Raw genomic sequence first — 24,735 nt, forward strand, 5'->3', positions numbered from 1 at the left:
TTATAAATCTCCCCTCCGATAAGAACCCGGAGAGAAACATGGTCAGCAAACTCCTCGCCCTCGATGCTTATCCAAACCTGCGCGACCTCGACTTCAGGATACTCAGGGGAGTCGAGCTCAACATGCGCCACCACCGGTGGGTGCCGCTTGAGGACATCGCCAGGTTCGCGAGAACGGACGTCGAAACTGCCTCTTTCCGCCTTGGAAAGCTCGACAACTGGGGACTGGTCGTTAGGAGGAGCGATATTGGCTACATTGGCTACCAGCTCACGATACACGGCTACGACACGCTGGCGATAAGGGCGCTGGCAAAGAAAGGTGTTATAGAGGGAATAAGCCCCGTGCACATCGGTGTGGGGAAGGACGCCGACGTCTACGTTGGGATGACCCCAGGAGGGGAGAAGGTAGCCGTTAAGTTCAACAGAATTGGGGGGAGAACCGCCTCAAGGAAAGCGGCGTACCACTCGGACGTTTTTGCCAACAAGAAGCACACGAGCTGGCTCTACATCTCACGCCTGATAGCGAAGAAAGAATATGATGCCCTCGTCCTGCTCAGTCCAATCGCCAGGGTACCAAGGCCACTAGCGTGGAACAGGCACGTTCTCGTCATGGAGTTCATCGATGGGACTGAACTGGCGGAAATGAGGGACTCTGGCCTCACGAGGGAGGAAGCGGAAGAAATATTAAACCGTGTTCTGGAGGAGTACCTCAAGATAGTGCGCTTTGGGGTAGTTCACTCCGACCTCAGCGAGTTCAACGTCGTTGTAACCGACGGCGATGTCCTTATCATAGACTGGGCCCAGTACGTAACAACCGCGGATCCAAACAGCCTTGACCTCTTGAGGAGGGACTTAACAGTTATAATAAACGCCTTCAGGAGAAGGTGGCGGGTTGAGAAAGAATTTGAGGATGTCTGGGGAGAGTTTGAATCCGCCTGGAAGGAGAGCAGGGGTGAGAGAGATGGTGATTAAGTATGAGCCCATAAACAGACGTGAGGAGATAGCACGGCTCTTCCGTGACGCGATAGAAGCGGAGAACAGGAGAGAGTTAGACGCTGCCAAGAAGAAGCTGGACAAGATAATGGAGCTCGCAAGGGAAGAAGAACCGGAACTCTACTTTGAGGCGTGCTTTAGGCTGGGGGAGATATTCCTCCAGGAGGACAACTACAGGGGCGCCATCAAGTGTGCCCTGCGGGCTATATACTACGCTCCGACCGACGACCTCTTCCGCCTCGGCTTCAAGAGGCTCGGAAACATGCTGTTCCTGATAAAAGAGGCCGGGAAAAAGAAGGAGCTCGCCGAGAACATGGACACTATGAGGGTGCTGCTTAAGGAGGACGAGAACCTCGGCTCATTCTTGGATGCTCTTGTGAAGGTCGCAAATGGGGAGGAAGTGGAGGTTGAGTTCCCGGTAGAGGAAATGAACGAGGCCCTCCAGCTATTCAAAGGATGAGCCCAAGGGTCTTCATTGCTTCTTCCCTTTTTGGTGGAAACGGGTAGTTGTAGGGCTCTTTTCCAGGTCTCTCATTGTAGTAGGGCCTGTTGCAACCTGGACAGCCGTGCGTCATGAAAACCGTCGGGGGTATCATCAACAGCTTTTCCTCGGAAAGGGTAAACCCCCTGATAGAGTCCCCCTCAAAGACTATAGTATCCTCCCCTCCGATGCTCACGAGGTACCTCGCCAGCTGGATTCTTCTATAGCGCTCTACGCTCGGCGGCTTGAGGTTCTCAAGCCTGGTTCCCTTTATCGGCGTGAAGGCAAAGAGTGAGACGTCGGCACCTATCCTCCTCGCTCTGATGAAGGCATCAACGACCTCTCTATCCGTCTCACCGAGGCCGACGATTATGTGTATAACCGCCCTTCCCTGCCCGAAGACATTAACTACCCTTGCCGTAAAATCCCACAGTTCATTCCAGGAGGCATCGGGCTTGATGTCCCCAAAAATCCTCTCGCTGGCGGCATCGAGGCCGACACCAATGTAGTCAACACCAAGGGATTTGAAGCGTTCAAGGGTCTCGGAATCGACTGGCGTTACCGAGATCGAAACGGGTAGGTTAATGGTGGAAAATGCCTCAAGGAGTTCAAAAACATCATCCAGCATTCCGGGATACTCAATCGTCTGGAGGCAGATTCTCGCGAAATCGCCGTTTTTAAGGCGCTCCACTACTTCATCAACCCGGAAGGCCGGCCACACGACGCGGGAGAGCTTTTCCAGGTCGGCTCTGCTGGAGCGGGCCTGGGCGCAGAAGGCGCAGTCGTTGGAGCATCTTCCAGGCCAGTAGGTCATGAGGTAAGCGGTGGTCGGTCTCGCGAGCAGCTTTGCCCTGATTAGACCCATTGCTATGGCCGTTCCATAGGAGACCCTTACCAGCTTAACCATCCCCAGACCTCCGTAGGTAGGGTGCGAAGAGGGTTATAAATGAAACCCCCAGGATGAGGGGAAGAACCGGGAAGACGCCCGTGTAACCCCTGAGCTGGGCGACGTATCCGAGGCTTATCTGTCCGGCCAGCGTTCCGAGGTCAAGGAACATGGTGTATATGCTCGACCCCATCGTCCTTATTCTCTGGGGAAGGTCGCCGAGCGCCATAAGCTGCATCGCGGGAACGGAGAGGCCGAAGCCCGTTCCTATCAGCGCGGCGCTTATGTACGAGCCGGGGGGCAGGAGGGAGAGCTGGAGGGAGATGTAGCCGGCAAGGACGCTCAAGAGCCCGATAACCGTCGGAATCAGCGGGCCGAACCTGTCGGCGCTCTTTCCTCCAATCAGCCTCGTGACGAGGGAGAACGTCCCTATGACCATCATGTAGTAGCCGAAGAGGCTCTGCTTAAGCGAGATTGACTTGTAGTATGCCGGTAGAAAGGTGGTGACGCCCGCGTAGCTGACCGAAAAGAAGAACAGTGTCAAAGAAACGGCTATGAAAGTTGGCTTTAGAAGCTCCCGATAGCTTCCCTCGCTGTGATGCTCCTCGGCCACCACTGGGGGAGCCTCGCGCCAGGCCCAGAAGGCGAAGGCAAAACCCGTGAGGGAGAAGAGGGCGGTAAGGGCAAAGGCCCCTGCGAAGCCAGTAACGTCCGAGGAGTATCCACCGAGAACGGGACCGACTATGTTGCCAACGGAGAACATCATGCCACGCCAAGCCAGTGTCTCACCCATCCTTCCAACGGGTGCCAAATCAACCGCCGCCGCGAGGCTCGACGGGAAGAATATGCCCATGGAGAAGCCGTGGAATGCCCTGGCAAAGGCGAACAGGTAGACGTTGGCAGTAAGGGCAGATACAACGTAGAGAACGCCGGAGAGGGCACCGAATAGAGTGCCACCCATGAGGGCGTGGAAGCGGTAACCCCTGTCCCCAATGAGGCCGCCTATCGGCTTCGAGAGGACGGAGAGGGCGGAAGTCAAACCCGTGACGAGGCCTACCAGAAATGGGTCGGCGTGTAGGCTAACTAAGAATGGGGGAACAACAGGGGAGAGGACGCTTATCCCCAGGAAATACATGAAGAGGGCCAGATTGAGCAGCCAGATGTCCTTCCATGACCCCACTAAACACCAGCCTCCGGCTCCTTCATGCCTTTCCTCATGAAGGCGTGGCTCATGTGCTTGGTGTTCTTGGCGAAGCCGACGTTGCCCTTGGAGTCCACCATTATGATGCCCATCGTGTCCGGGCCAAAGTATTTGGTGGCAAGACTTATCGCGGCCTCGCTTGCCGCTTGAGCGTCCATACCGAGCCTGACGAAGTCGGTAGCACTCTTTGCCAAGGCCAGCTTTATGGCTACCTCACCCAGGCCGGTGCAGGAAGCTCCGGCAACTTCGTTTGCGTAGGTTCCTCCTCCTATTATCGGTGTGTCACCAACGCGGCCGAACATCTTGAGGAAAACTCCCCCCGTTGAGGTTCCGGCAACGACTTCCTCACCGTCAAAGGCCACAGCTCCAACCGTGCTCCTCAGGACTTCGGGGTACTCCTTTATCAGCTCGTTGAGTTTCTTCCAGTGCTTCGTCTCACCGGATTCGATGAGCTTCTTTCTGAGTTCCTCCCACTGCTTCAGTCTCTCGTCGGTTACCGGATTGTACTCCTCAAAACCGAGGAGGCGGGCGAACTTGACGGCACCTTCCCCCTCAAGAAGGACGTGGTCGGTCTTCTCCATAACCTTACGGGCGACGCTTATGGGGTTCCTAACCCCCCAGATTCCAGCAACGGCGCCAGCCTCCAGCGTTTTGCCGCGCATTACGGCCGCGTCCATCTCAACCTTTCCGTCGAGGGTGAGGACACTCCCGGTTCCGGCATTGAAGATGGGGTTGTCCTCGAGGGCCTTTACTGCCTCCTCAACCGCATCGAGGGCCGAACCACGCTTCAGTTCGCGCCAGCCCGCGAGAACGGCTTCTCTGACGCCATCGAGGACCTTCGGAATCCGCTCCTCGTTCCTTATCGTGCCGGCACCGCCGTGGACTATTATCGCAACCATGAGAACCACCGGGAGAAGTCCCCTTCGAAAGGTTAAAAGGATTATGGAAACGGAGTTAGAGGGAAACTAAGAGAACTCCAACGACCGCCAAGAGAAGGCCCTCCATTATTCTCGAATTTGGGGGCTCCTTCAGGAAAAGGATGGCGAGGGCTGCCGTTATGATTGGGTTTATAGCCGAAACCGGCGCCGAAACCTGAGAGCCCACAAGCTTTGTGGAATAGACAAAGAGGTATTGACCGAGGAGCAGACCGAAGAAAGCCGCCCCGGTCAAGACGGTTATCTCCCTGGCCGTCGTGTTCCTGATTTCACCGAACTTAGAGGGGAGGAAAACGCTCGCCCCTATAGCCGCGGAGAGCATCCTAATGCCAGCGAGGGTAAAGGAGTCAAAGTAGCCCGTCAGCCAGTCCATTATGACTATCGCGATGCTCCAGGATAGGGGAGCGAGAAGGGCAAAGGGAAATCCTCTTGGATCGACCTTTTCCTTAACCTCTGCCCTCCTAACGATTACAATGGCGAGGACTATCAAAACGGCCCCGAGAACCTTGTGGAGATAAACCCTGCGGCCGAGAAAGAGAACGGCCCACAGCATCGTCCAGAGGGGGTAGGTTGACGTTATCGGGACGGTTCTCGAAACACCCATCCAGTTGAGGGCATTGAAGTAGAAGTAGTCCCCTATAACGAAGCCAAACTGGGCCGAAATGAAAGCGGCCAGGAGGTATTCCAGCCTGGAGGAGAGGATTTCCCCGAGCTTCCCGGCGGGGATTAGAACCGCTAGATACATGACGGAAACTAGGTAGAGCCGAATCAGGTTCACGGCAACGGGGCTCTTTGAGCGCATTCCAACCTTTATGAGAATGGTTGCGATGGCCCATCCGAAGGCCGAACCCAGCGCCGCGAGAGAGCCGGGGATGAGCGTGTTCATGATCAATGGTGCAAATGGTAAGCTTAAAAGTTTAACGTTTCGATGGATTTCAAAAGAGAGTTCTTAAAGGGAAAAATGGAGTTAATATGAGAGATGATGAGCTCGGCGACCCTGACGGCAGGATGATGAAGATCTTGAGTGCTGAATTGAAAATAGAAAGGAATCTAACTGTGGAACACGGTATGGGGTGGGTAAACGAATACCGATATTTTTATGTCTTTGGGGGCTGTCACTAGCCAAGGGGGGTTGCAAGTACTATGCCTATGAGCGGATTTGTCACATAAAACTCAGCGCTTGCGTCGTAGTTGAAGATACCGAAGTAGCAGGCATTGCTGGTGGGAGATTTAACTTTCATTGTCACGGCGCTCTCAAAGAAAAAGGACTTACCAAACGCTGGAGGGTCGGGTAGCCAGGGCACGTCCTTTTTAAAATCGTATGCATGAAAATCCACGTAGTTGTTTGGATCCAGCGTATGTGTGTCCATTCTAAGATAGTATCCATCGTTGGTATTCACCGAGTAACCTGCACTGGCACTTATCTTGGCTGTTTTCTCTGAATCCAGTTCCACTGTTATGACCTCTGAGTAGCTGCTGGTCATTGGGCCCATATATCCGTCGGGGAGAAAATCATCGACTGCCTCATGTGCCCCCTGCGTGCTCACGCGTAAATGTAGATCCTTGAGGGCAAGGTCTGATGAGGAAACATCTCCACGAACCTTTGTTTTGGCATAGTACTCGGTCGTACTGGAGTCTACGGGGTGGTAATAATAAAAACCTTTGAGCTCAAGGACACCCTTTTGACCAAATGAGGATGACGTTGTCGAAGTTATCCAGTATATCGAGCCCGCGTAGTTCCAGTTTACACTGGGCTCAATAGCTGAAGCAAAAGGCTATCCCAATGAAAGTTGCATCTTTAATGGCGCTGAAGTTTATAGCGAGAGTTACCGCTTTTTCCTTAACGAAAGAATGAGCATAGGGTGATGCCTCAGGACCCGTGAAGACTTTCGTCAGTGGCCTCTGTGGTTGGGTAAGGTGGACGGGTTTTTGGGTTGAGACGTAGGAACTCCCGGTAGCCATTCCAACCATTAGCAGGCCAATGAGGACCACCAAGAGAGACTTTCACTTCAAGTGCTTCACCGTGAGGAGCTTTTATTATATTTACTAATGCTAGGACATACAAATCTTTCTCATTCTAAATAATAAAAATCCGAAAGGAAGGGGAGTTATTGGGCAGCCTAACAAATACACTCTCGAGTAAAAAGCAAAAAATCAACCCTTCAGAAAAGCCTCTACGAGGTTTCTCGTTTCGACAAAGGCCTCCAGTGGAACTCCCTTCGGAAGGCCGCCTACCTCACCATTAACGTCTTTGAGGACCCCTTCCCCGGCACCGAGGAACATTCCCTCGCTGACTATCCCCCTGAAGTTGGCCGGCGGTAAGAGAGCCACCGCAACCCTATTGCCCTCCTTGACCGTAAGGTCGTTCGTGACGACGGTTATTGCTCTGTCGCCGATGTTGACATTGGTGACCAGCAGTCTGTCCGCGTTCGGATGCTTGGCAACGCTCATAACCTCCCCGACCTTTATGTCGACCGCTATAACCGGATCGTTTATCTTTCCCAGGGCGAGCCTTTTGTCAAGGTTCAGAATCGTGTTGAGGAAGAACTTGATCTTTGCTACCGCTTCCTCTACCTTCCCCCGCTCGCTCTTGTCCGCCAGGCTGAGAAGCTTATGGTACCAGTCCTCGCCGCCGAGGGCCTCCACTATTCCGTTGGCCTTCTCCTTCAAAGCCTTCATCTGTGGAGTTCCAACGAGGTCGCGCGGGTCAACGTAAGAATAGCGCATGGCTTGAATTTCCGGAACCATCTCCTTGGCGAGCTGAACGGCCTTTTTCTTGTCCCATTTACCCTTGAACCTGGCGCCCTCCACGGTTTTTAGGAAGAGCTCAACGCTTTTCTCCGCCACGGATAATCGATAGTCCTTGCTTGTATCCCACATGCACTTCACCGCCGAGTTCATGGAGGGCCATGTTCTTAATGGTTTCGTCGGGTATAGCGCGTGCCACGTTGACCGCAAGGAACTCGTCACCCTGCTTGTAGTACTCCCTGGCTATCCTGTGCAGGAGTTTTGAGAGGAGCTTATCGTCGTGGATGAAGTTGGCCAGCCTAGAGGCCAGTTCAGGCTCCCCGATTTTCACGAAGTCCATCGCTAGGCTGAAGACGCTATCATCGCCGATGGCGTAACCGCTTCTCTCAGCCCAGTTGAAGAGGCTGTAGGCGTCTTCAAACAAATCTTTCCCAAGCTCTGGATGGTCGTTGGCGTAGAGCCAGAAGGCTATCTCCATCATGGCCAGCCCGCGGAACTGCCCCGGCATGTAACGGGCCATGAGAACCGCATCGTCTACCCGGTTGTCAGCTAGGAGACGGCGCATGAGGCCGAGGTTACCATCTACAGCAGCCCGTATCAGCTCTGCCCTTGCCCTGGTGTTTCTTGCAGGTAGCTCCAGGCCTATGCTCTCGTACATGGTGGCAGCGAGCTCAAGGTACGCCGCGGCCCACTCACCATCTTCAACGTAGTCCGTGCCCATCACGAGGGAACCGGCGGCTTTGGAGATGAGCTTTATGGCAACGTCCGGTTCGTCCTTTCTGCTCGCAGTAAGGGCCTCAAAGGCACGGTTAAAGAGATCGTAGGCATCCTCGTAGAGGCCTGCCCTGAGAAGGTTCAGGCCAACCCCCACCAACGCCTCGGCGCGCCACATGAGAACGGCTATCCTTTTGGCCGTGGATACGGCCTCTTCCAGGAATTTGAACCCGTTGTCCTCATCTCCGGTTGAAAACAGCGCCTCACCTATTATAGAGAGAATTATCGCTTTAGTCTTGCGGTCATCGGCAAAAAGCCTGGAGTTGATAAGCCCATCGCGAACCTCAAAGTAGTCCGCGCTCTTTTCAACACGCTTTAGAAGCTCCGCCAAAAGCTCCGCTCTAATTATGCCATCCTTCTCCTCGCGGATGGCGTTAAGGGCCGCCTCAACGCGGCCGTATCTCACGTAACCGTCAAGATCAATCATCGGCACACCCCCCGGAAACCCTGATTAGAGCGGGGGCACCATTGCAGCCATCCGGAGGAGCATAACGTCACACTCAACCGCCGTTACCTTACTTTTCTTGCATGCCCCTTATTTCCTTGATGGCCTTTATGACTTTATCCTTAATAAGGATATCGCCTATTCTATTGGCAAGTGTCATTGCCTCATCCACGTTTCCCCGGCGGGCATGGAAGATGGCTATCTCTCCAAGGAGCTCGGAGACTCTGCGCTCATCCCTCAGGAGCCCCGCCAGAATGAGGGCCTCCTTGGCCTTCCCTATCCTAAGGAACTTGTAGGCAACCGCCTCTAGTTCCCTCTCACCTGCGGGGAACTTGCCTACCAGCAGCATTTCAGTAGTGTCCTCGAAAACCGTTCTGGCCAGGTCGTTCATGTCGTGGATAAAAAGCCAGTAAGAGACGTTCAGCATCGTGATCGCTCTGTCGACCGGCGGGAGGAATCGGGCCATCTGAAGTGCCGTGGCGGCTTCTCCCCTCTCAAGGAGCTCGGTAACGGCAAGGGAGCCGCGCCTGAAGACCTCCGAGGCGAGTTCAATTTTATTGTCTATCTCCTTCGCCTGGAGCTTGAACCCAAGGGCCTCGTAAACGCCCCGCGCAAGGCGGTAGAAGTCGATGGCCTTCTCGTTGGGTATTTCCTCCGCGGAATGCTCTATATCCCTCGCCAGCCTGACCATCTCTGACACGACCTCTGAGTAAAGAGCCCTGCCCGATTGAAGTATGTCAAAGGCCCTCTCAAAGGCTCTCAAACCGTCGCTGTACCTCCCGGAGAGCACGAGGGTATTTCCGATTACCCGAAGGACTCCCGCCCGAACCATGGGGGAGGATATTCTTTCGAGGTACTCAAAGGCCCTTCCAAAATGCTCCTCCCCTTCCTTCTCAAGTTCCAGGGCGTAGAATGCCATTCCAACGTACGATTCCGCAACAGCTTTCTCCTTGAGGCCCTTTACTTCTCTCAGCATCTCCAAAAGGGGTGGAATAAAATCTTCTCTATAAGAGCGAGATATGACTTCCACCGTAAGCGCAATCCTCTTGAGGGGATCCCGCTCCTTCAGCGCCTCTGCAAAGGCCCCCCTGTAGTTGCCCAGCCTGAGGAACTCCTCGAACCTGCCCATCTCACTCACCGCCCTTGGATGTTCAACTTTGAACTAGAAAAGGCTTTCGATTGGATTCTATGGCCGCCTCAAGGTTAACTATCACCTCGTTAACAACCGTCCAGGCCATCAGGGGTTCCCGGTAGATGCTCACCAGCTCTCCAGGTGGAAGCCTCCTAAAGTCCCCGTGGGGAAATCCTCCGATGATGACCGCGGGGTTCTCAATCTCCGCCAGTATTTCCCCAAGTTCGCGCCCCCGGACTAGTCTTCCGCCCTCGTGCATGACGAAGATCGCATCTGGGGCTAACTCCTTCAGCAGCTCATTCAGTGTCTTTTTTTCCATCCTGAGAAGGCCCAGCTTCTTTGGAACGCTCCCCTCAACGAACAGCTTCTCCATCAGTCCAACGAACCTGTTGTAGTTCCGGGGTATCCTAGTCTCTGGCTTTACAGTTATCACCTCGTCGTTTCTCGTGTGAACGTAAATCCGGAGGTGACCCTCCCTATTGAGGATGCTCTCCAGGGCGTTCAGGAGGGAGATGTGGATTATATCAGGTCTCCCGCGACGCTCAGCCTCTGGAAGCCCCTTTATAGCGGCGTGATGGTAAGTTGCATCGAGCAGCATCCCCATGGGCTTCTTTCTCCTCCTCCAGGCGTGGCTCTGGATGGCCGGGTGACCCGCAATCCTTTGGGGAACCAGTTCGAGCTCGGATTCAGCCAGTATCAGATGGAGCATTCCCGGTCTCCTCCGTTATTTCAACTCCCCTGTCCCTCAGGTCCTGGATTATCCTCCTGAACGTGTCTATGCGCATTCCGAGTATCTCCGGCGGGATAACGTCGTGAATGCAGCTGCCCTCGGCAACAAGCCTCACAACAGAAGCAGCCGTAAAACCCGTCAGCCTTGACATTGAGGTGAACCCACCCCTCTCCTCATCGTATACAGTGTAAGCCATCCTCGTTCTCTCACCGTTGAGCAGACCGAGGCCTTCCACGCGCATTATCGAGAAGTCGGGGCTCTCGTAGGTCATCAGGGGTGTTATCACCTTCAGGGTGAAGTCGACGTTCTCCTCCTTGAAGAAGCCGAGCTCCTTCAGAACCCTCATCCTCTCCAGGTGCCCCGGCCATCTGAGGGTCCACTCTTCTAGAGTTTCCGCCCTCACACTCTCAAGGAGGCTCCTGAGGCCGTCACTCGGAAACGCCTCAAACTCAAAATCCCCTATCGTAACCTTCTGGGTTTCCCCAAGCGGATCCATGGAGGTGAGCTCCCCACCCCTTATCACCCTCGCCGGCCGGACGTATTCTTCAATTAAATCTCTAGGTGACCATGTAATTCTGTAATAAAGTGGAGATTTGGGAACCTTCGGTAGACCCCCGACGTAGATGCGGCCTGCTTCGAGTGTGTCTATCTCACCCCAGATCCTGCCCATCAAAACGTGGCTGAGACCCGGTGCAAAGCCGGCGTCAAATATAACTGTTACTCCTGCATTCTCGGCCTGATCCCTGAGCTCAAGAGGGTTCTGCGGCATGAATGACACGTCCACCATATCCACTCCCGCCTCGATGGCCGCCCGGGCCGCATTGTATCCCATATTACCTGGAAGAGTTCCGACTATGAGATCGAAGCCCTTCATGACATTGACGAGCTTTTCAAAGTTCGACGCGTCCAACTCCAGCGGAACCGCGAACTCCGAGACCTCCGCCAGTTTCTCCCGGCTTATATCCGCTATATGGACCTCAAAATCATCCCTCAAATCCCACGCAACTGCCTTCCCGATGTTTCCAGCACCGAGAACAAGAACCTTCATTCTTATAACCCCCAGCAGGTTTTTACCAAAGAATCAACCTTCCAGCTCGGCAAGGCCGTCGTCGATTTCAAGAAGCTCCCGCAGGTTCTTTATCTTAATGAAGTTCTCCCTCTCGAAGAGCAGTGCAACGTCGTGCTTGTAGGGCGAGGCCTTCTGAATGAGGAGCGTGTTGTCGTCCATGACGTAGGTAAACCGACCAGGACTGTCGTCGACCCAGGCTATCGGCTCGTCAGGGTGGAGGTCGCGTATGTTCTCGAACTTCTGCAGCATGTCTCTGGTCGTTTTGAAGGTTACAACGGAGTCAAATTCGTCGTACCAGCCCGTTTTCCGCATGAAGATAACCTTTCCCCCAGGATAGGTGTGCTGTCCGGAGAAGCTGATGACCTTCCTCCCCCGTTTCCTAAGGCTTCGGACGACCCTCCGCGCGTTGGGAAAGTCCTGAATGAACTCCGGCATCAGGCGGTAGTACTCGTGGATCGTCCCCTGGGCCACGAGCTCATGTATGACTCCAAGGTGACGATAGGTGAGCTTCCCCTTGATGAAGAGAAAGAGTGCCTGATAGTACTCATCGTAGAGGTCGCTCTCAATGACCGCGGGCATCGTCTTCTCTATCGCCAAACGCAGGGCCCTTTCAACGGCCTGGGTGCTGTCAACGAGCGTTCCATCGAAGTCAAAGAGGTACACAACCATATCTCTCCCTGGCTGAGATGGGAGTGAGGATTATATAACAGTTGCGCGGTGCAAAAAATTTAAAAACTTTCAAGGAGACAACAGTGCAGAATTTTTGCAAGGCTCAGGTTTATAAAGGGCCACGATGAGTTTTGGGAGGTGATGCTCATGGCTTACCACAAGCGTGGTGGAAACCGTAACAAGAAGAAAGGAAGTGGGAGGGGAGGGAACACTGGAGGCGAGGAGATAATCCGCGTCCCACTCCCCCGGGAAGGCCAGGTGTTTGGAATAATCGAGCAGGCCCTCGGTTCCGGCTGGATGGATGTCCGCTGTTCGGACGGAAAGATCAGGAGATGCAGAATCCCCGGAAAGCTCAAGAGAAGGATGTGGATGCGCGTTGGCGACGTTGTCATAGTCCAACCTTGGGATGTTCAGAGCGACGAGCGCGGGGATATTGTCTACAGATACACCAGAACCCAGGTCGACTGGCTCCTCAGAAGGGGCAAGATAAGCAGGGACTTCATAAGCGGCGGCGAAGCCCTCTTCTGACGGCGAAGTGAGGCGCCATGCGGGAGGACGTCATCGAGCGAGAAATAGAGGGCATGCTGGGTCTCCAGGAACGACGGGAGAAGGACAGTGAGCTCTACAAGATAGCCAACGAGGTCTTTGACAGAACGACCAGGGAGACGCTGGCTTACCTCCACAAGAGGGACAAAATTGGAGCCCTCAGCGGCGTTATCAGCACAGGAAAAGAGGCCAACGTCTTCGCGGGCGTGGACGGAGAGGGGAAAAGGATAGCTGTGAAGGTTTACAGGACTTACACCACCGAGTTCCGGAGGATGTGGGAGTACCTGGCATCGGACCCGAGGGTCGGCTACCTCCCGAAGGACATGAGAAAGCTCGTCTTCGTCTGGACGAGAAGGGAGTTCAAGAACCTCCAGAGGGCAATGAAATACGCAGTTAGGATCCCGGAGCCGGAAGTTTTCCGAAACAACGTCCTGGTCATGGAGTTCATAGGTGACGATTCACCAGCTCCCCGCCTGAAGGACGTCGAGAGAGAACTCGAAGGAAGGGACTTTGAAGAGCTGTACAACACGCTCATGTCGGTTATAGAGCGCCTCTGGAAGAGGGGGGAGATGGTCCACGGGGATTTGAGCGAGTACAACGTGCTGCTCCATGATGACCCCGTTGTAATAGACTGGTCCCAGGCAACCGTTAAGAGGAACCGCATGAGTCTGGAACTCCTCAGAAGGGACATACGGAACGTTGTGAACTACTTCGCGAGAAAGGGAGTGAGAACCTACGACCCTGATGAGAAGTTCAGGGAACTGGCCGGGATTTAGGGGTGAGATTATGGACGAGTTCGAGAGGTTACTCAAGAAGTACGAACGCGTTGATAAGGACGGTGCCAGAGAGAGGGAAGAGAAGGGCATAAGCTATGTCTCAAACGGTGAACAGGAGGAGTTCGTCAGGATACCCAAGGAGAGAACGGCCGTCCTAATCGGAAAGAAGGGAAGTACCAAGGCGGAGATAGAGAGGAGAACGGGGACTAAAATTGAGGTGGACAGCGAGACGGGGGAGGTCTTCATAAGCTCCACGGAAAAGACCGAAGACCCCCTGGCCGTATGGAAGGCAAGAGACATTGTGACTGCGATAGGTAGGGGTTTCTCACCGCAGAGGGCGTTCCGCCTGCTGAACGAGGGTGAGACCCTTGAAGTTGTGAACCTGACCGATGTAATCATAGGAAACGACAAGAACGCCCTGCCCCGCATCAGAGGAAGAATTATAGGGAGAAAAGGTAGGACGAGGGAGATTATAGAGGAGATGAGCGGGGCGGAGGTAAGCGTCTACGGAAAGACCGTCGCGATAATCGGCAATCCGATTCAGGTAGAGATGGCCAAAACCGCGGTTGAAAAGCTCGCCAGGGGCTCCCCCCATGGAGTTGTGTACAAATACCTTGAAAGGCGGAAGAAAGATCTTGAACTTGAGAGCACCGCATACTACGAGACAATCGAGGGGAAGGCCCCTGATACCAAAGAAAACCTTGAAGACGACGACTTTTGGGAGGATTGAAGATGGCCGAGGCGAACCAGCTGTTTAAGGAGTTCAAAATCCAGAGCGTAAGCGAGTTCTTCAGGCGAAACGCGGCAATGCTCGGTTACACGGGCAAAGTCCGCTCCCTGACTACCCTCGTACACGAAGCAGTTACCAACTCGCTGGACGCGTGTGAAGAGGCAGGGATAGCACCGTACGTGAGGGTCGAAGTTGAGGAACTCGGAAGCGAACGCTACAGGATTATAATCGAGGACAACGGCCCTGGAATCCCTGAGAAGTACATAACCCATGTCTTTGGAAAGATGCTCGCCGGAACGAAGGCCCACAGGAACATCCAGAGCAGGGGGCAGCAGGGTATAGGTATCAGCGGCGCCGTCATGTTCGCCCAGATAACGAGCGGAAAAGCAACGCGCGTCATCACCTCCACCGGAGATGACAAAATCATAGAGGCGTGGGTTAAAATCGACGTCGACAAGAACGAGGGCAAAATCGTCAAGAAGGAGAAGCACCCGAATCCAAAGGGATGGAGGGGCACCAGGATAGAGTTCGAGGTGAAGAACGTCCGCTACATCCGCTCGAAGCAGGGTGTCTACTGGTACCTCAAGCTAACGGCAATAGCCAACCCGCACGCCCATATAGATCTCATAGAGCCCGATGGAAAGCTCATAATCTTCCCGCGCTCAAGTGAGGAAGTGCCGGAGCCGCCGGTTGAGATGAAGCCCCACCCGCGCGGAGTTCTCACGGACGACGTTTACAGGATGGCCAAGAAGACCAGAAGGAACACGGTGAAGCGCTTCCTCATAGGCGAGTTCTCCAGGATAAGTGAGAAGAAGGTCGACGAGCTGGTGGAGTACGTCGCTGCACTGAGGCTCATAAAAACTGAGAAGGACAAGAACGTCCAGAAACAGCTCTACGAGAGGCTGGCCAAGGGGGATGTTAAGGCGGTTCTCCGCTCCTTCAGGGGGTACACGAAGGTCGTCAAGCAGGTGGCCAAGATAATGGAAAAGCCACCGGAGAAGCTCACCTGGCACGAGGCGGAGGAGATAGTCGAGGCCTTCAAGTACATAAAGTTCTTGGCACCTCCAACTCACGGCCTGAGACCGATAGGCGAGAAGAACATCGAGAGGGGTTTGAAGGGCATCCTCAAGCCGGAGTTCGTTACTGCCGTTACAAGGCCGCCGAAGGTTTACTCCGGTGGAATCCCCTTCCAGGTGGAGGTTGGAGTAGCCTACGGAGGCCAGATTTCACCGGGCTTTGACGTCTTCCGCTACGCCAACAGGGTTCCTCTCCTCTTTGATGCAGGCTCCTGTGTTACAACAATAGCAGCTCGCTCAGTAGACTGGAAGCGCTACAAGGTTGACGACCCGGACAGGACGCCCCTCGTCGTTATGATAAACGTGGTCAGCGTCCACGTCCCCTACACAGGAACCGGAAAGCAGAGCATAGCCAGCGATGAGGATATCTACAACGAGATAAGGCTTGCCATCATGGACGCCGCCAGAAGGCTCCAGACATACCTGAGCGGAAAACACAGGCACCTCAGGCAGGCAAAGAGGAGGAAGACGTTCGAGAAGTACATCCCCGAGATAGCCCGGGCCCTCAGCGTGCTCACCGGTGAGCCGGAAGAAGCCGTCGGCAGCTACTTCATCGGCCTTGTGGAGAGCCATTTCGCCGCGAAGGAAAGCGAGACCAACCCAGCGGAGGTGAGTGAGAATGCCTAAACGCAAGGCCATCCACCGCGAAAAACCAAAGGAGAGGTTCTCATACGACCCAAGTAAGGTTCTGGGGAAGCTTGAGGAGTACGGAAGGCACATCCTTGAGGAGATTAAATCCGGAAAGAACCCATACTTCGACATCCCCATGCGCGGACTGAGTAACGTCTACTTCGACGAGAAAAAGCGCGTCATTAGAATGGGTGACAAACTCTCAAGGCGTTACTTCCTCAACGTGGCCCACGCGAGGAAGTTCATGCAGACCCTCGTAATAATGGCCTACGTGAAGAGACTCGTAAGCGAGAGCAAACACGCGAGCCTTCGTGAAGCTTACTACGCCAACAAGCACACGATTCCGGGCACCAAGGAGAACACCTTTGAAGACCAGAGCGAGAGCGACCCCATCATAGAGGACCTGGAGAGGATGTTTGGAGTCCTCCGTGAGGAGATGCACCTGACGGCGGACAGGCGCGGCTACATCTACGGCGACATCGTCATCAAGGACGGAGAGGACGAGTTCAATGCGAGCAAGCTCGGAAGCGGTGGCTGGGCCGTCCCAGGAACGGTTGAGCACATCCAGTTCCCGGAGGTCAACGTTGACTACGCGCTGGTCGTCGAGACCGCGGCTATGGCCGACCGTCTCATAGAGGAAAAGTTCGCCCAGAAGGAGAACGCACTCATAATAGCGTCCCAGGGACAGGCATCCCGTGGTGTTAGAAGGCTTATACACAGGCTCCACTACGAGGAAGGCCTGCCCATCATCGTCTTCACCGATGGTGACCCCTACGGTTGGTACATCTACTCCACGATAAAGCAGGGCTCCATTAATCTAGCATATCTGAGCGACAAGCTGGCGACGCCGGAGGCCAAGTTCGTCGGCATGACGATGGACGACATAAAGCGCTACGGACTGGAGAACGTCACTGAGAAGCTCAAGGGTATCCCGCCGAACAAAAAAGGCGGTCCGACCGCGGACTACAAGAGGATCATCGAGGAGATGAACTACCCCTGGTTCCAGAACAAAGAATGGCAGAGGCAGCTTAAGATGGCCCTCAAGATGGGGGTTAGGATTGAGCAGCAGGCTCTGGCCAACAAGTCCCTTGAGTTCGTCGCGAGGAGATACCTGCCCGAAAAGATAAACAGTGGTGATCTCCTGCCATGACGACGACGGAAGAACTCGTCGCGCAGGTCAACAAGATACTTGACGATATCGGGATAGACATGGCCGGGTTATTCGAGGAACCCAACATCCCTGTCCTCTCCTACACCCTGCAGAAGAACCTCACGCTCCTGTCTGAGCTGGAGGGGGAGCTTGAGAGACGCGTTGGGGAAACAACACCCTCAACCGGCGGGGTATCTGAGAAAAGCCGCGACCCTCACCTTCAGTGGATATACCGAAAGAAGAGGAACAGGGTTCTTGCACTCGAAAGGCTCAGGGCGTCTATAACAGCCCACAGGATGGCCCTCTCCACAATAACAGCAAACTACGAGTTCCGCCTAGGAAAGACACCAATTCCAGTGGAGGGGCTGAAGAAAGAGGAACTCGGAAAGGTAAAGGTCATCAAAAAGCCAATAACACTGGGGAGGCTTGAGATACTCCCCCATCTGGCATACTCAGGGGACGTGCTCCGCCTGCTCGCGAGGGAGAACCTCTCGGTCAGGGAGAGGTTCAAGGGCATAAAGGGAAGACTGAGGGAAAGGGGCACGGTTCAGACAAAGGGTCTGAGGATTGAAGTTGAATACTGGGAGAACAACAGGCTGAAGAAGGCCCGGCTGGACCTCCCCGCGGACTCCGATATAGAGGGGGAACTGAGGAAGCGCTACGGCAGACGGTTCCGCTGGAGGGTTCTGAGCTTCGTCAAGACCAGGGGGGTTCTCATAAACAACCACTACACCGTGGACAATCTGGCCCTCGCGTACGCCATCCTCGACCCAAAGAGCGGGGCCGAAAAGCTGGGCCTCGACCTGTTCCGCTACTACTTCCTCACATCCTCCACTGAGAGGGAAGGGCTGGGTATCTACCCTGATATGAGGCTCTGCATAGACTGCCACTACTCGATATTCGACCTGCCGTTCAGGGAAGAGCCCGACTTCAGGACAGGATACGGCAGCATGATGATAATCAGGAAGTGCGAGATGGAGGAACTCCTGAAGGGCAGGAGAGTGGACATAAACAGGATTCCCAACTACCTACTCGGGGGGGTTCTCCTGTACGGAATGAGCCCGTGGGATGAGAAGAAGGTCTCGGAGCTCCTTGGAATACCCGAGAAGGAGCTCGAAGAGGCCATAAGGAGGTTCGTGCTGTCCGGTCTCCACACGACCCTGTTCGCAGACACGGAGAAGTTCAGAAAGTTCATGCCAAAGAGCGACAGGGCAAAGCAGTTCCTGGAGCTCCTCCAGGGGTGATGTCATGAGGGTGGAGGTGAAGGCGAAGAACAACTTTGAACTCCTCAGGAGGCTGGATGAGAGCCTCCACGACGGCGTTACTGAGGTCTACGTCAACCTCCGCCCCACCAAGGAGATAGTTGTCCACATTCTGGAGAGAGCTCCCAACGTGAGGAGAATAAGCTGCCCTCCCAGCCTCTACCCCAAGGTGTCAAAGAAGGTCATCAACGCCCTCTTGCAGCTCGGTGTTGAGCTCGTTCCCGAAGGATACCCACGCGGCAGACCCAGGAAATACGACGAGAGAACCGTCAGGCAGGTTCAAGAGCTCCTCAGAAAGGGAACTCCCGCGAAAGAAATAAGCCAACACCTTGGGATTCCCCTCAGGACGGTATACTACCTGGCAAACCCGGATACTCCCCCTCATTCCACTCCCCAGAGGAAGTGAGTTTTAGCAGTTATAATTATATATGGGCCCTTCCACGTTATCCCGGTGGTTTCCTATGGGCAGGTTTGAAATCTCCGAAAATGCAGTGAAAAAAATAGCTGAAAGGCTCAGGGACGAATACGGAGGAAGCAATATTGATTACGTCATTGAGGATATGAAAATTTCAAGGAATGGGGAGTACATCTCGATACTGATAAGGGATGACTATGACTCCCGGTTTCTCCACCTCTTTGACACGAAGGGAAATTCCCTTCCTGGGTGGGAGAGCGGAATCGGGATTCCCTGCCAAGAGGACGTTGTCATCTTTCTAGGCGCTGAAAACGTCGCCGTGTTTATGAAGTGCGGAACAGGAGAAGTAACCATTTATCCATTTAAGGACAAAAACCCAAAAGAAAACGTCATGAGGATAACTTTCTCAAGGCTCCCCATATATGTGAACCTGACGAACATGGAAAGGCTCGTTGTATTCGGGGACATGAACCTTGACTTCAACGCTCCCGGGGAGGTAAGCACCGTTTTTATTCCAAAGCTCCAGGGGGGCTATGCCTTTTTCCACGCCATCCACGACACCGAGGACGAGATTTACATCCTCCACACGTTCAAAGAACCAGGGAAAAATACCCCAGTTTTGAGACTTGGGAGGATTACTTACCCTCCGCATCCATACTATTCCACCCTCGAATTCTGGGACGGCGTGAAGACAATATCAGCCCACTCCCCAGCACCCCCAACAAAGGGGGCGATAGGGGACATAATATTAATTGATCAGGAACCAATAGGCGTCCTTGGGACGAAGCTTGGAAAGGAGCTGTACCTCCTCACCCCAAAGAAAGCGAAGATAATCCCACTCCCAGGTGAGCTTGTGTTCGCAAAGTTCACCGAGAAGGGCCTCTTTTTACTCATTGGCCAATTCAGAGGGTACTTATACGGAGGTTTCGTTAAGTATGACGACCTCTTCCAGAAGAGTTCCCTCAAACTGGAAGAGGTTAGGGACAGGACTGTTTTTGGAAGATACAACCCAGAGGCCGTCGATCCCAAGTTCTCAGGAATCTCAAGGAACGGTGAAATTCTCATCTTGGGTAAGTCCTCAGGAAAAATAAGCGCCAGCGGCAGGTTCTACTACTACGTCCGCCCGGATTCAAACTACCTGTACTCTTTTGTATCTGCACAGACGGTTTCTGAGGAGGGGGAAGTTACGTATAGCCAGCTCACCCAGCTTGATGAAACGCTCAAAAGATTCAAAGGGATCATCCTCTACGGCCCGCCGGGAACTGGGAAGACAAAACTGGCCCTTGACCTTTCAAAGGATGCCGACAGGGTGGAAATCGTCACATTCCACCAATCTTATAGCTACGAGGACTTTGTTGAGGGTTTCAGGCCAGTGGAAAAGGGTGGCAACCTGCTTTACATTGTTGAGGATGGCATTCTGAAGAGACTTGCGGTTGAGGCAATTTTCCACAGCCTCCATCCCAATGCCAGAGAGAGTGACTACAAGACGAAAAAAGCGGCCGTCCTTGAGTACCTTAGAACTGAAAAAGGAAGCTTCAAACCACGCGGAAAATTCTACCTCATAATAGACGAGATAAACCGGGGGAACATTTCGAGAATCCTCGGCGAGGTCATAACCCTGCTCGACCCCGACAAGAGGCTGGGTATGGAATACAAAACGAAAATAACTCTGCCATACTCAAGGGAGCCTTTTGCACTGCCGCCCAACCTCTATATAATCGGCACTATGAACTCAACCGACAGGAGCATTGCCTTTCTTGACATGGCACTCAGGAGGCGCTTCGCGTTCCTTGAAATTCTGCCCCGCCCGGAGGAGCTCGGGGACATTGAAGTTGGCAACGTAAACCTCCAGCACCTTCTGTCAACCCTTAACAGGGTGATCGAAGAGGAACGCGGAAAGGACTACACGATAGGACATGGCTACTTCCGAGAGGTTGCAAAGGCAAGGCCAGAGGAGAGAGCCAAGGCACTCAAGGATATCTTCTACTACAAGATACTTCCCCTGCTCCAGGAATACTTCTACGGGAACTGGGAGGCAATAAGGCGCTCCCTGCCGGGGTTCGGATTCATAGACGAGAAAGGAAGGATAATCGAGATGGACGACGACGAGTTCATCGAGGCCCTGCGCAAGCTGGTGACTGAGAAATGAGGGACTTTAGAATCGTGACCCTCTACGAATTTGCGAACAAACCACTAACCGAGCTGAAGAGCCTCGGACTTCAAGTGGATGAACGAGAGATTATAAAGTTCGCCGAGGGAATAAACGCCCTCTACGGTGGGGACAGTCCCGTCTTTACCGTCACCTACGACCCTCGGAGGGACAAGTACTACCTGAGAACTCACGGAAGCGTTGGGTTCGCATACTATCTCAGCGATGAAGGAGTTGTGCTTGTGCAGGTCCTACCAAAGCCCTTCAGATACGAGCGGGAGGATGGCCACTCCCTTCTGTTCCTCTTGCAGCTTTTCAACATGTACTACCAGATGGGCCTAGAACCAAGCGAAATAAAGGATATAGTGTTTGAATACAGCAGACAAAAGGCCCTAGATGAAATCTTCAGGTACCTGTACGTCCTGTTGCTCTCGCGGGCATTATCTAGGGGGCTTTACTATGAATATGGGGAGCTCGAAGAGAGCTCTCAGACAGTCCGCGGCAGGATCCTGTTGGGTGAACTTGCTCGAAGACCACCCTGGAAGGCGGATCTACCGATCAGGTACTCCGTTCTGCTCGAAGATAACCCCCTCAACAGGGTTCTAAAAGGGGCACTGGAAGTTGCCGTAAAATCGGCTCGCCTAAGTGAGACGAGGAAGGTCGGTGGGGTGCTCCTTGACCTCTTCGGGGATGTTGATGACCCCAGGCCAGGGGATTTTGGAAAGGTATCATTCAACCACCTCAACGAGAGGTTTAGAACAGTCTTTAGGCTTGCAAGAGTAATGTACTCCGAACTAGGCACAGGAGGCTCAAGGAGGTTCCTTCCAGGAGTTTTCATTAGAATGGATGAACTCTTTGAAACCCTCGTCTATAAGACGCTGAAGACGGCCCTGGGTCATGATGCGGAGGTAAGGTTTCAGGTCCAGCTCCCCCATGTTATAAAGAATGCAAACGAAATCGAGGCAAGGTTTGGAGCGTTCTTCATGATGGGTAACCCACTCCCGGATATAGTAGTGAGCACGGGAAACGGCACATGCGTCGTGGAGGTGAAGTATAGAAACCTCTACGTGTATCACAAGGCTGAAAATCGACTCTACAGAAAGCTCGTTAGGAACAGTAATGAACTGTACCAAGCTTACACGTATTCCCGCCTCGTCAGCGAGTACAGGGGTTCTGAAAAGGTTCCGGTTATCCTTATATACCCCCGGCTTGAGGGCATTTACAATCATTGGATTCCGGACCTCTTCAGCGCGCGCATGGAGGACACCTTCGAGTTCTTCGATGGGACAAGGGTGGGAGTCTTTGGATACGAGCTTTCAGTAATAGGAGAGGAGATTCTACTCAGAAGAAACTCCGTCGTTATTAATGAGGACACAGCCGAAAACTTGAGATCCTTCATCCTCGCCCTTTGCTCTCCGGGAGAGGTTTAAAAACCTGTCAGCGTACTACCTCTGGGTGAGAGAATGTCAGTCGAGACACAGGAAGAAACTCCCAGGATAAAAGAACCATTGAGAAGGGTCGGAATAACCAACCTCAGAACGGTGGCAAAGATAAACTGGAAAGGAAAGGTTTACACGTTCATTCCGCTCATCGAAGTCACCATAGACGTTCCAGCCGAGAAGAAAGGAATCCACATGAGCAGGCTCATCGAGAGCGTGACCGAAGCAATGAGCGAAGCCGTGGAGGAGGAAGTATTGGAAACCCATACCTCCCTCGAAGAGCTCGGAAAATGCGTTATAGGAAGGCTCGAAGGAAAGCACCCCCACAGGCGCGCAGAAGTCTGGATAAAGACGCACCTGATAATCCCAAGGAAGACCCCAGCCAGCGGGAAGACGAGCTACGAGCCATACGATGTCGAGGTCGGGGTCATCAAGAAAGAGGACGGCTCCTTTGAGAAGGTTCTCCGCGTTAAGGTGGTCGGAAACACTGTCTGCCCCCACGCGATGGCCAACAACAACGGAAAGACCCACATACAGCGCGCAGTTGGAGAATTGGAGATTAGAGCACCGTTCGAAGAGGAGATAACGCTTGAGGACATGATAGACGTCGTGGAGAGTTCATTTAGCCACCCCACCTACACGCTCCTCAAGACCGTTGACGAGAACGCCGTCGTGCAGGGAATGTTCGCCAACCCCAAGTTCGTCGAGGACGTTGCCAGGGAAATATTCGCCAAGGCGAAGGAGAGGTTCAACGGCAAAATCCACGTGCGGGTCGTCAGCAACGAGAGCATCCACAAGCACGACGTTATTGCCGAGACGTGGAACTGAGGAAAAGGCTTTTATCTCATTTTTCATAAATTCAAACGGTGGGAGTATGGGGGTCTCCATCAACGAAGTTCTCCGCAGGATAGACGAGATAGAACGATTTCTACGGGAACTCATAGAGGTCAACCTCCAGCTCATCGAAGAGGTTGAGCCTGAGGAGTGGGAAAAGAAAGCTATAGATGAACGCGGAGAGGACGACTTCGTTGAGTGGGACGTGGTCAAGCATGAGCTTTGAGAACAAAGTTCTGATAAGCAAAAAAGCGCTAAAAGAGCTCTCCTCCCTACCAGAGACGGAGAGAAAGCTTCTCAAGGATCGAATATCCAAGCTCACCTTCTTTCCTCTCGCTCGTCTGGACGTTCAAAAGATTAAGGGCTACGCAAACGTCTACCGCCTCAGGGTTGGAGAGTACAGGGTAATCTTTGAGTACAACAAAAATGAACACGCTGTAAAGGTTTTGAAGGTTAGAAAGCGGGAGAATGTGTACTGAGATACTGCCCCACAGCGACTTGGCGAGTTAAGGTTTTATTCTACTGTACCAAACTCCACTCCGGTGATTAAATGAAGCTCATCCACGACCCGATTCACGGCTACATAGAACTCGACGACTTTGCGGTAAGGCTCGTTGACACGCCTGAGTTCCAGAGGTTGAGGAGGATAACCCAGCTCGGTTTTGCCTTCCTGGCTTATCCCTCAGCGAGGCACACACTCGCTTTGAGCACTCCCTGGGAACGTTCCACCTTGCCAAGAAAATCCGAACCTACAACCCGGAAATCGAGGAAGGAGCCCTCTATGCCGCCTTGCTCCACGACCTTGGGCACTACCCATTTTCCCATACCTTAGAGAGTCTCTTCCCAAGGCACGAGGAAAACACCGTCTGGACAATAAAGCACGGAACCATCGGGGACGTTCTCCGGGAGCAGTACTCGGTTTCAGAGTTCTTGAAGCCCCTTAAAAACTCGGTCGTCAGCGGCGATATAGACGCGGACAGGATGGACTATCTCGTCAGGGACGCGTACTATACAGGGGCGGCTTATGGTGTAGTAGACCTCGAAAGGGTCGTAGGGAACCTTATCTTTGAGGGGGAAAGACTGATAATCGGGGAAAAGGGCCTCATCGCGGCGCAGAACCTACTTCTGGCGAGGGCGATGATGTACCCTACAGTCTACTTCCACCATACTGCAAAGATAGCAGAGAGAATGCTCCGGGAGGCGGTTAAGATAGAGGGGATACCCCTCGAAGAGATTCGTCTGATGGACGAGATAGACCTCGTCTCAAGGCTGAGGGGCAGCGAGAAGCCTGAGGTTAGGGAGCTCATGCAGGCGATAGACAACCGGATGCTCTATAAGCGGGCCTACTGCTCTAGAACAGAACTTGAACCAGGAACTCTCGGAGAGCTTGAAACAGGCCTTAAAGAGGAATTCGGCCACCTTGCGCTCCTGGATTATCCCCCAAAGCCCAAGTACGAGGAGAGGAACGCCTTCGTTAAGGCATGCGATGGCTTGAAAAGACTCAGCGAGGTCTCGCCCCTCGTGAGATCCCTGGTGGATATGAAGGACGTCCACTGGAGATGGTACGTCTACGCGAAAAGGGACGTGATAGATGCCGTCAATAGGTATGTTTCAGATTTTCTTTGAAGTTCTCATGTTTCCAAAACCCTTAAGTACTTCAAGCGCA

General features: G+C 53.5%; 29 protein-coding genes. 17 read left to right on the top strand and 12 right to left on the bottom strand.

The window, feature by feature from the left end; all coding sequences use genetic code 11:
- Positions 1 to 38: 38 nt before the first annotated feature.
- Both E3E29_RS03580 and E3E29_RS03585 read left to right on the top strand, forming a co-directional pair.
- Positions 39 to 971 carry a serine/threonine-protein kinase RIO2 gene (locus E3E29_RS03580; RefSeq protein WP_167909499.1) on the top strand — a complete coding sequence of 311 codons (933 nt, stop codon included), beginning with the start codon at positions 39 to 41 and terminating at the stop codon, positions 969 to 971.
- Positions 961 to 1,452, top strand: a complete 492-nt coding sequence (locus E3E29_RS03585) for a hypothetical protein (protein ID WP_167909500.1) — start codon at positions 961 to 963, stop codon at positions 1,450 to 1,452. Before E3E29_RS03580 ends, E3E29_RS03585 begins: the two co-directional genes overlap by 11 nt.
- Here the strand turns inward: E3E29_RS03585 and E3E29_RS03590 are convergent.
- The 4 genes from E3E29_RS03590 to E3E29_RS03605 are packed head-to-tail and all read right to left on the bottom strand — an operon-like array spanning position 1,442 to position 5,381.
- Positions 1,442 to 2,380, bottom strand: a complete 939-nt coding sequence (locus E3E29_RS03590) for a radical SAM protein (protein WP_167909501.1) — start codon at positions 2,378 to 2,380, stop codon at positions 1,442 to 1,444. The genes E3E29_RS03585 and E3E29_RS03590 overlap by 11 nt on opposite strands.
- Entirely contained in the window at positions 2,373 to 3,539 is a 1,167-nt protein-coding gene (locus E3E29_RS03595) for an MFS transporter (protein ID WP_342764655.1), read from the bottom strand. Before E3E29_RS03595 ends, E3E29_RS03590 begins: the two co-directional genes overlap by 8 nt.
- Entirely contained in the window at positions 3,539 to 4,459 is a 921-nt protein-coding gene (locus E3E29_RS03600) for an isoaspartyl peptidase/L-asparaginase family protein (protein WP_167909879.1), read from the bottom strand. The genes E3E29_RS03595 and E3E29_RS03600 overlap by 1 nt, the downstream gene beginning before the upstream one ends.
- Before the next feature lie 55 nt (positions 4,460 to 4,514).
- Entirely contained in the window at positions 4,515 to 5,381 is an 867-nt protein-coding gene (locus E3E29_RS03605) for a DMT family transporter (protein ID WP_167909502.1), read from the bottom strand.
- Positions 5,382 to 5,467: 86 nt separating this feature from the next.
- Here E3E29_RS03605 and E3E29_RS03610 point away from each other — a divergent pair, with 86 nt between their 5' ends.
- On the top strand, positions 5,468 to 5,617 hold the full coding sequence (locus E3E29_RS03610) for a hypothetical protein (protein WP_167769458.1): 150 nt from the start codon (positions 5,468 to 5,470) through the stop codon (positions 5,615 to 5,617).
- On the opposite strand, the gene E3E29_RS03615 is transcribed toward E3E29_RS03610, so the two are convergent.
- The 8 genes from E3E29_RS03615 to E3E29_RS03650 all read right to left on the bottom strand — a co-directional run bounded on the left by E3E29_RS03615 (position 5,614) and on the right by E3E29_RS03650 (position 12,062).
- Complete coding sequence (locus E3E29_RS03615; protein WP_167769459.1) at positions 5,614 to 5,979, bottom strand: hypothetical protein; 366 nt, start codon at positions 5,977 to 5,979, stop codon at positions 5,614 to 5,616. The two genes, E3E29_RS03610 and E3E29_RS03615, sit on opposite strands and share 4 nt — an antisense overlap.
- 271 nt (positions 5,980 to 6,250) lie before the next feature.
- Complete coding sequence (locus E3E29_RS03620) at positions 6,251 to 6,466, bottom strand: hypothetical protein (RefSeq protein ID WP_167909503.1); 216 nt, start codon at positions 6,464 to 6,466, stop codon at positions 6,251 to 6,253.
- A 183-nt stretch (positions 6,467 to 6,649) separates the two neighbouring features.
- Positions 6,650 to 7,375: a tRNA-binding protein gene (locus E3E29_RS03625; RefSeq protein WP_167909880.1), complete on the bottom strand. Its 726-nt coding sequence runs from the start codon at positions 7,373 to 7,375 to the stop codon at positions 6,650 to 6,652.
- The gene (locus tag E3E29_RS03630; protein WP_167909504.1) at positions 7,323 to 8,444 is read right to left on the bottom strand and encodes a tetratricopeptide repeat protein; all 1,122 of its coding nucleotides are present in this window, start codon (positions 8,442 to 8,444) and stop codon (positions 7,323 to 7,325) included. Before E3E29_RS03630 ends, E3E29_RS03625 begins: the two co-directional genes overlap by 53 nt.
- 88 nt (positions 8,445 to 8,532) lie before the next feature.
- Positions 8,533 to 9,591: a tetratricopeptide repeat protein gene (locus tag E3E29_RS03635; RefSeq protein ID WP_240922770.1), complete on the bottom strand. Its 1,059-nt coding sequence runs from the start codon at positions 9,589 to 9,591 to the stop codon at positions 8,533 to 8,535.
- A gap of 22 nt (positions 9,592 to 9,613) precedes the next feature.
- The gene (locus E3E29_RS03640; RefSeq protein WP_167909506.1) at positions 9,614 to 10,303 is read right to left on the bottom strand and encodes a 16S rRNA methyltransferase; all 690 of its coding nucleotides are present in this window, start codon (positions 10,301 to 10,303) and stop codon (positions 9,614 to 9,616) included.
- A complete protein-coding gene (locus E3E29_RS03645) occupies positions 10,281 to 11,372 on the bottom strand; it encodes a saccharopine dehydrogenase family protein (RefSeq protein ID WP_167909507.1) in 1,092 nt (363 codons plus the stop codon). Before E3E29_RS03645 ends, E3E29_RS03640 begins: the two co-directional genes overlap by 23 nt.
- A gap of 33 nt (positions 11,373 to 11,405) precedes the next feature.
- Complete coding sequence (locus E3E29_RS03650; protein WP_167909508.1) at positions 11,406 to 12,062, bottom strand: HAD family hydrolase; 657 nt, start codon at positions 12,060 to 12,062, stop codon at positions 11,406 to 11,408.
- A gap of 147 nt (positions 12,063 to 12,209) precedes the next feature.
- Between E3E29_RS03650 and eif1A the strand changes: the two genes are divergently transcribed.
- The 14 genes from eif1A to E3E29_RS03715 all read left to right on the top strand — a co-directional run bounded on the left by eif1A (position 12,210) and on the right by E3E29_RS03715 (position 24,695).
- Entirely contained in the window at positions 12,210 to 12,590 is a 381-nt protein-coding gene (gene eif1A / locus E3E29_RS03655) for a translation initiation factor eIF-1A (RefSeq protein ID WP_167909881.1), read from the top strand.
- A 17-nt stretch (positions 12,591 to 12,607) separates the two neighbouring features.
- Entirely contained in the window at positions 12,608 to 13,384 is a 777-nt protein-coding gene (locus E3E29_RS03660; protein WP_167909509.1) for a serine protein kinase RIO, read from the top strand.
- A 10-nt stretch (positions 13,385 to 13,394) separates the two neighbouring features.
- On the top strand, positions 13,395 to 14,114 hold the full coding sequence (locus E3E29_RS03665) for a KH domain-containing protein (protein ID WP_167909510.1): 720 nt from the start codon (positions 13,395 to 13,397) through the stop codon (positions 14,112 to 14,114).
- Positions 14,115 to 14,116: 2 nt separating this feature from the next.
- Positions 14,117 to 15,817, top strand: a complete 1,701-nt coding sequence (top6B, locus tag E3E29_RS03670; protein WP_167909511.1) for a DNA topoisomerase VI subunit B — start codon at positions 14,117 to 14,119, stop codon at positions 15,815 to 15,817.
- Entirely contained in the window at positions 15,810 to 16,970 is a 1,161-nt protein-coding gene (locus E3E29_RS03675) for a DNA topoisomerase IV subunit A (protein WP_167909512.1), read from the top strand. The genes top6B and E3E29_RS03675 overlap by 8 nt, the downstream gene beginning before the upstream one ends.
- Positions 16,967 to 18,214: a DUF530 family protein gene (locus tag E3E29_RS03680; RefSeq protein ID WP_167909513.1), complete on the top strand. Its 1,248-nt coding sequence runs from the start codon at positions 16,967 to 16,969 to the stop codon at positions 18,212 to 18,214. Before E3E29_RS03675 ends, E3E29_RS03680 begins: the two co-directional genes overlap by 4 nt.
- 4 nt (positions 18,215 to 18,218) lie before the next feature.
- Positions 18,219 to 18,638: a DUF1699 family protein gene (locus E3E29_RS03685; protein ID WP_167909514.1), complete on the top strand. Its 420-nt coding sequence runs from the start codon at positions 18,219 to 18,221 to the stop codon at positions 18,636 to 18,638.
- Between the two features lie 55 nt (positions 18,639 to 18,693).
- A complete protein-coding gene (locus E3E29_RS03690; RefSeq protein WP_167909515.1) occupies positions 18,694 to 20,796 on the top strand; it encodes an AAA family ATPase in 2,103 nt (700 codons plus the stop codon).
- Positions 20,793 to 22,226, top strand: a complete 1,434-nt coding sequence (locus tag E3E29_RS03695) for an McrC family protein (RefSeq protein WP_167909516.1) — start codon at positions 20,793 to 20,795, stop codon at positions 22,224 to 22,226. Before E3E29_RS03690 ends, E3E29_RS03695 begins: the two co-directional genes overlap by 4 nt.
- A 33-nt stretch (positions 22,227 to 22,259) precedes the next feature.
- Complete coding sequence (locus E3E29_RS03700; RefSeq protein ID WP_167909517.1) at positions 22,260 to 23,063, top strand: GTP cyclohydrolase IV; 804 nt, start codon at positions 22,260 to 22,262, stop codon at positions 23,061 to 23,063.
- Positions 23,064 to 23,109: 46 nt separating this feature from the next.
- The gene (locus E3E29_RS03705) at positions 23,110 to 23,295 is read left to right on the top strand and encodes a hypothetical protein (protein WP_167909518.1); all 186 of its coding nucleotides are present in this window, start codon (positions 23,110 to 23,112) and stop codon (positions 23,293 to 23,295) included.
- A complete protein-coding gene (locus E3E29_RS03710; RefSeq protein ID WP_240922741.1) occupies positions 23,264 to 23,548 on the top strand; it encodes a type II toxin-antitoxin system RelE/ParE family toxin in 285 nt (94 codons plus the stop codon). Before E3E29_RS03705 ends, E3E29_RS03710 begins: the two co-directional genes overlap by 32 nt.
- Positions 23,549 to 23,619: 71 nt before the next feature.
- Positions 23,620 to 23,901 carry a hypothetical protein gene (locus E3E29_RS12030; RefSeq protein ID WP_342764656.1) on the top strand — a complete coding sequence of 94 codons (282 nt, stop codon included), beginning with the start codon at positions 23,620 to 23,622 and terminating at the stop codon, positions 23,899 to 23,901.
- Positions 23,811 to 24,695 (top strand): phosphohydrolase, encoded by an 885-nt coding sequence (locus E3E29_RS03715; protein ID WP_342764675.1) that lies wholly within the window; start codon positions 23,811 to 23,813, stop codon positions 24,693 to 24,695. Before E3E29_RS12030 ends, E3E29_RS03715 begins: the two co-directional genes overlap by 91 nt.
- Positions 24,696 to 24,735: the final 40 nt, after the last annotated feature.

Source organism: Thermococcus sp. Bubb.Bath (genome assembly GCF_012027595.1).
In the GTDB taxonomy this organism is placed as follows: domain Archaea; phylum Methanobacteriota_B; class Thermococci; order Thermococcales; family Thermococcaceae; genus Thermococcus.

Coding starts and splice junctions, on each gene's coding strand:
- E3E29_RS03635 (WP_240922770.1), bottom strand. CDS start 9,591: ATGGGCAGGTTCGAGGAGTTCCTCAGGCTGGGCAACTACAGGGGGGCC.
- E3E29_RS03620 (WP_167909503.1), bottom strand. CDS start 6,466: ATGGTTGGAATGGCTACCGGGAGTTCCTACGTCTCAACCCAAAAACCC.
- E3E29_RS03685 (WP_167909514.1), top strand. CDS start 18,219: ATGAGGGTGGAGGTGAAGGCGAAGAACAACTTTGAACTCCTCAGGAGG.
- E3E29_RS03665 (WP_167909510.1), top strand. CDS start 13,395: ATGGACGAGTTCGAGAGGTTACTCAAGAAGTACGAACGCGTTGATAAG.
- E3E29_RS03580 (WP_167909499.1), top strand. CDS start 39: ATGGTCAGCAAACTCCTCGCCCTCGATGCTTATCCAAACCTGCGCGAC.
- E3E29_RS03690 (WP_167909515.1), top strand. CDS start 18,694: ATGGGCAGGTTTGAAATCTCCGAAAATGCAGTGAAAAAAATAGCTGAA.
- E3E29_RS03650 (WP_167909508.1), bottom strand. CDS start 12,062: ATGGTTGTGTACCTCTTTGACTTCGATGGAACGCTCGTTGACAGCACC.
- E3E29_RS03625 (WP_167909880.1), bottom strand. CDS start 7,375: ATGTGGGATACAAGCAAGGACTATCGATTATCCGTGGCGGAGAAAAGC.
- E3E29_RS03615 (WP_167769459.1), bottom strand. CDS start 5,979: ATGACCAGCAGCTACTCAGAGGTCATAACAGTGGAACTGGATTCAGAG.
- E3E29_RS03630 (WP_167909504.1), bottom strand. CDS start 8,444: ATGATTGATCTTGACGGTTACGTGAGATACGGCCGCGTTGAGGCGGCC.
- top6B (WP_167909511.1), top strand. CDS start 14,117: ATGGCCGAGGCGAACCAGCTGTTTAAGGAGTTCAAAATCCAGAGCGTA.
- E3E29_RS03660 (WP_167909509.1), top strand. CDS start 12,608: ATGCGGGAGGACGTCATCGAGCGAGAAATAGAGGGCATGCTGGGTCTC.
- E3E29_RS03645 (WP_167909507.1), bottom strand. CDS start 11,372: ATGAAGGTTCTTGTTCTCGGTGCTGGAAACATCGGGAAGGCAGTTGCG.
- E3E29_RS03675 (WP_167909512.1), top strand. CDS start 15,810: ATGCCTAAACGCAAGGCCATCCACCGCGAAAAACCAAAGGAGAGGTTC.
- E3E29_RS03700 (WP_167909517.1), top strand. CDS start 22,260: ATGTCAGTCGAGACACAGGAAGAAACTCCCAGGATAAAAGAACCATTG.
- E3E29_RS03705 (WP_167909518.1), top strand. CDS start 23,110: ATGGGGGTCTCCATCAACGAAGTTCTCCGCAGGATAGACGAGATAGAA.
- E3E29_RS03640 (WP_167909506.1), bottom strand. CDS start 10,303: ATGCTCCATCTGATACTGGCTGAATCCGAGCTCGAACTGGTTCCCCAA.
- E3E29_RS03680 (WP_167909513.1), top strand. CDS start 16,967: ATGACGACGACGGAAGAACTCGTCGCGCAGGTCAACAAGATACTTGAC.
- eif1A (WP_167909881.1), top strand. CDS start 12,210: ATGGCTTACCACAAGCGTGGTGGAAACCGTAACAAGAAGAAAGGAAGT.
- E3E29_RS03610 (WP_167769458.1), top strand. CDS start 5,468: ATGAGAGATGATGAGCTCGGCGACCCTGACGGCAGGATGATGAAGATC.
- E3E29_RS03590 (WP_167909501.1), bottom strand. CDS start 2,380: ATGGTTAAGCTGGTAAGGGTCTCCTATGGAACGGCCATAGCAATGGGT.
- E3E29_RS03600 (WP_167909879.1), bottom strand. CDS start 4,459: ATGGTTGCGATAATAGTCCACGGCGGTGCCGGCACGATAAGGAACGAG.
- E3E29_RS12030 (WP_342764656.1), top strand. CDS start 23,620: ATGAAGCTCATCCACGACCCGATTCACGGCTACATAGAACTCGACGAC.
- E3E29_RS03695 (WP_167909516.1), top strand. CDS start 20,793: ATGAGGGACTTTAGAATCGTGACCCTCTACGAATTTGCGAACAAACCA.
- E3E29_RS03605 (WP_167909502.1), bottom strand. CDS start 5,381: ATGAACACGCTCATCCCCGGCTCTCTCGCGGCGCTGGGTTCGGCCTTC.
- E3E29_RS03585 (WP_167909500.1), top strand. CDS start 961: ATGGTGATTAAGTATGAGCCCATAAACAGACGTGAGGAGATAGCACGG.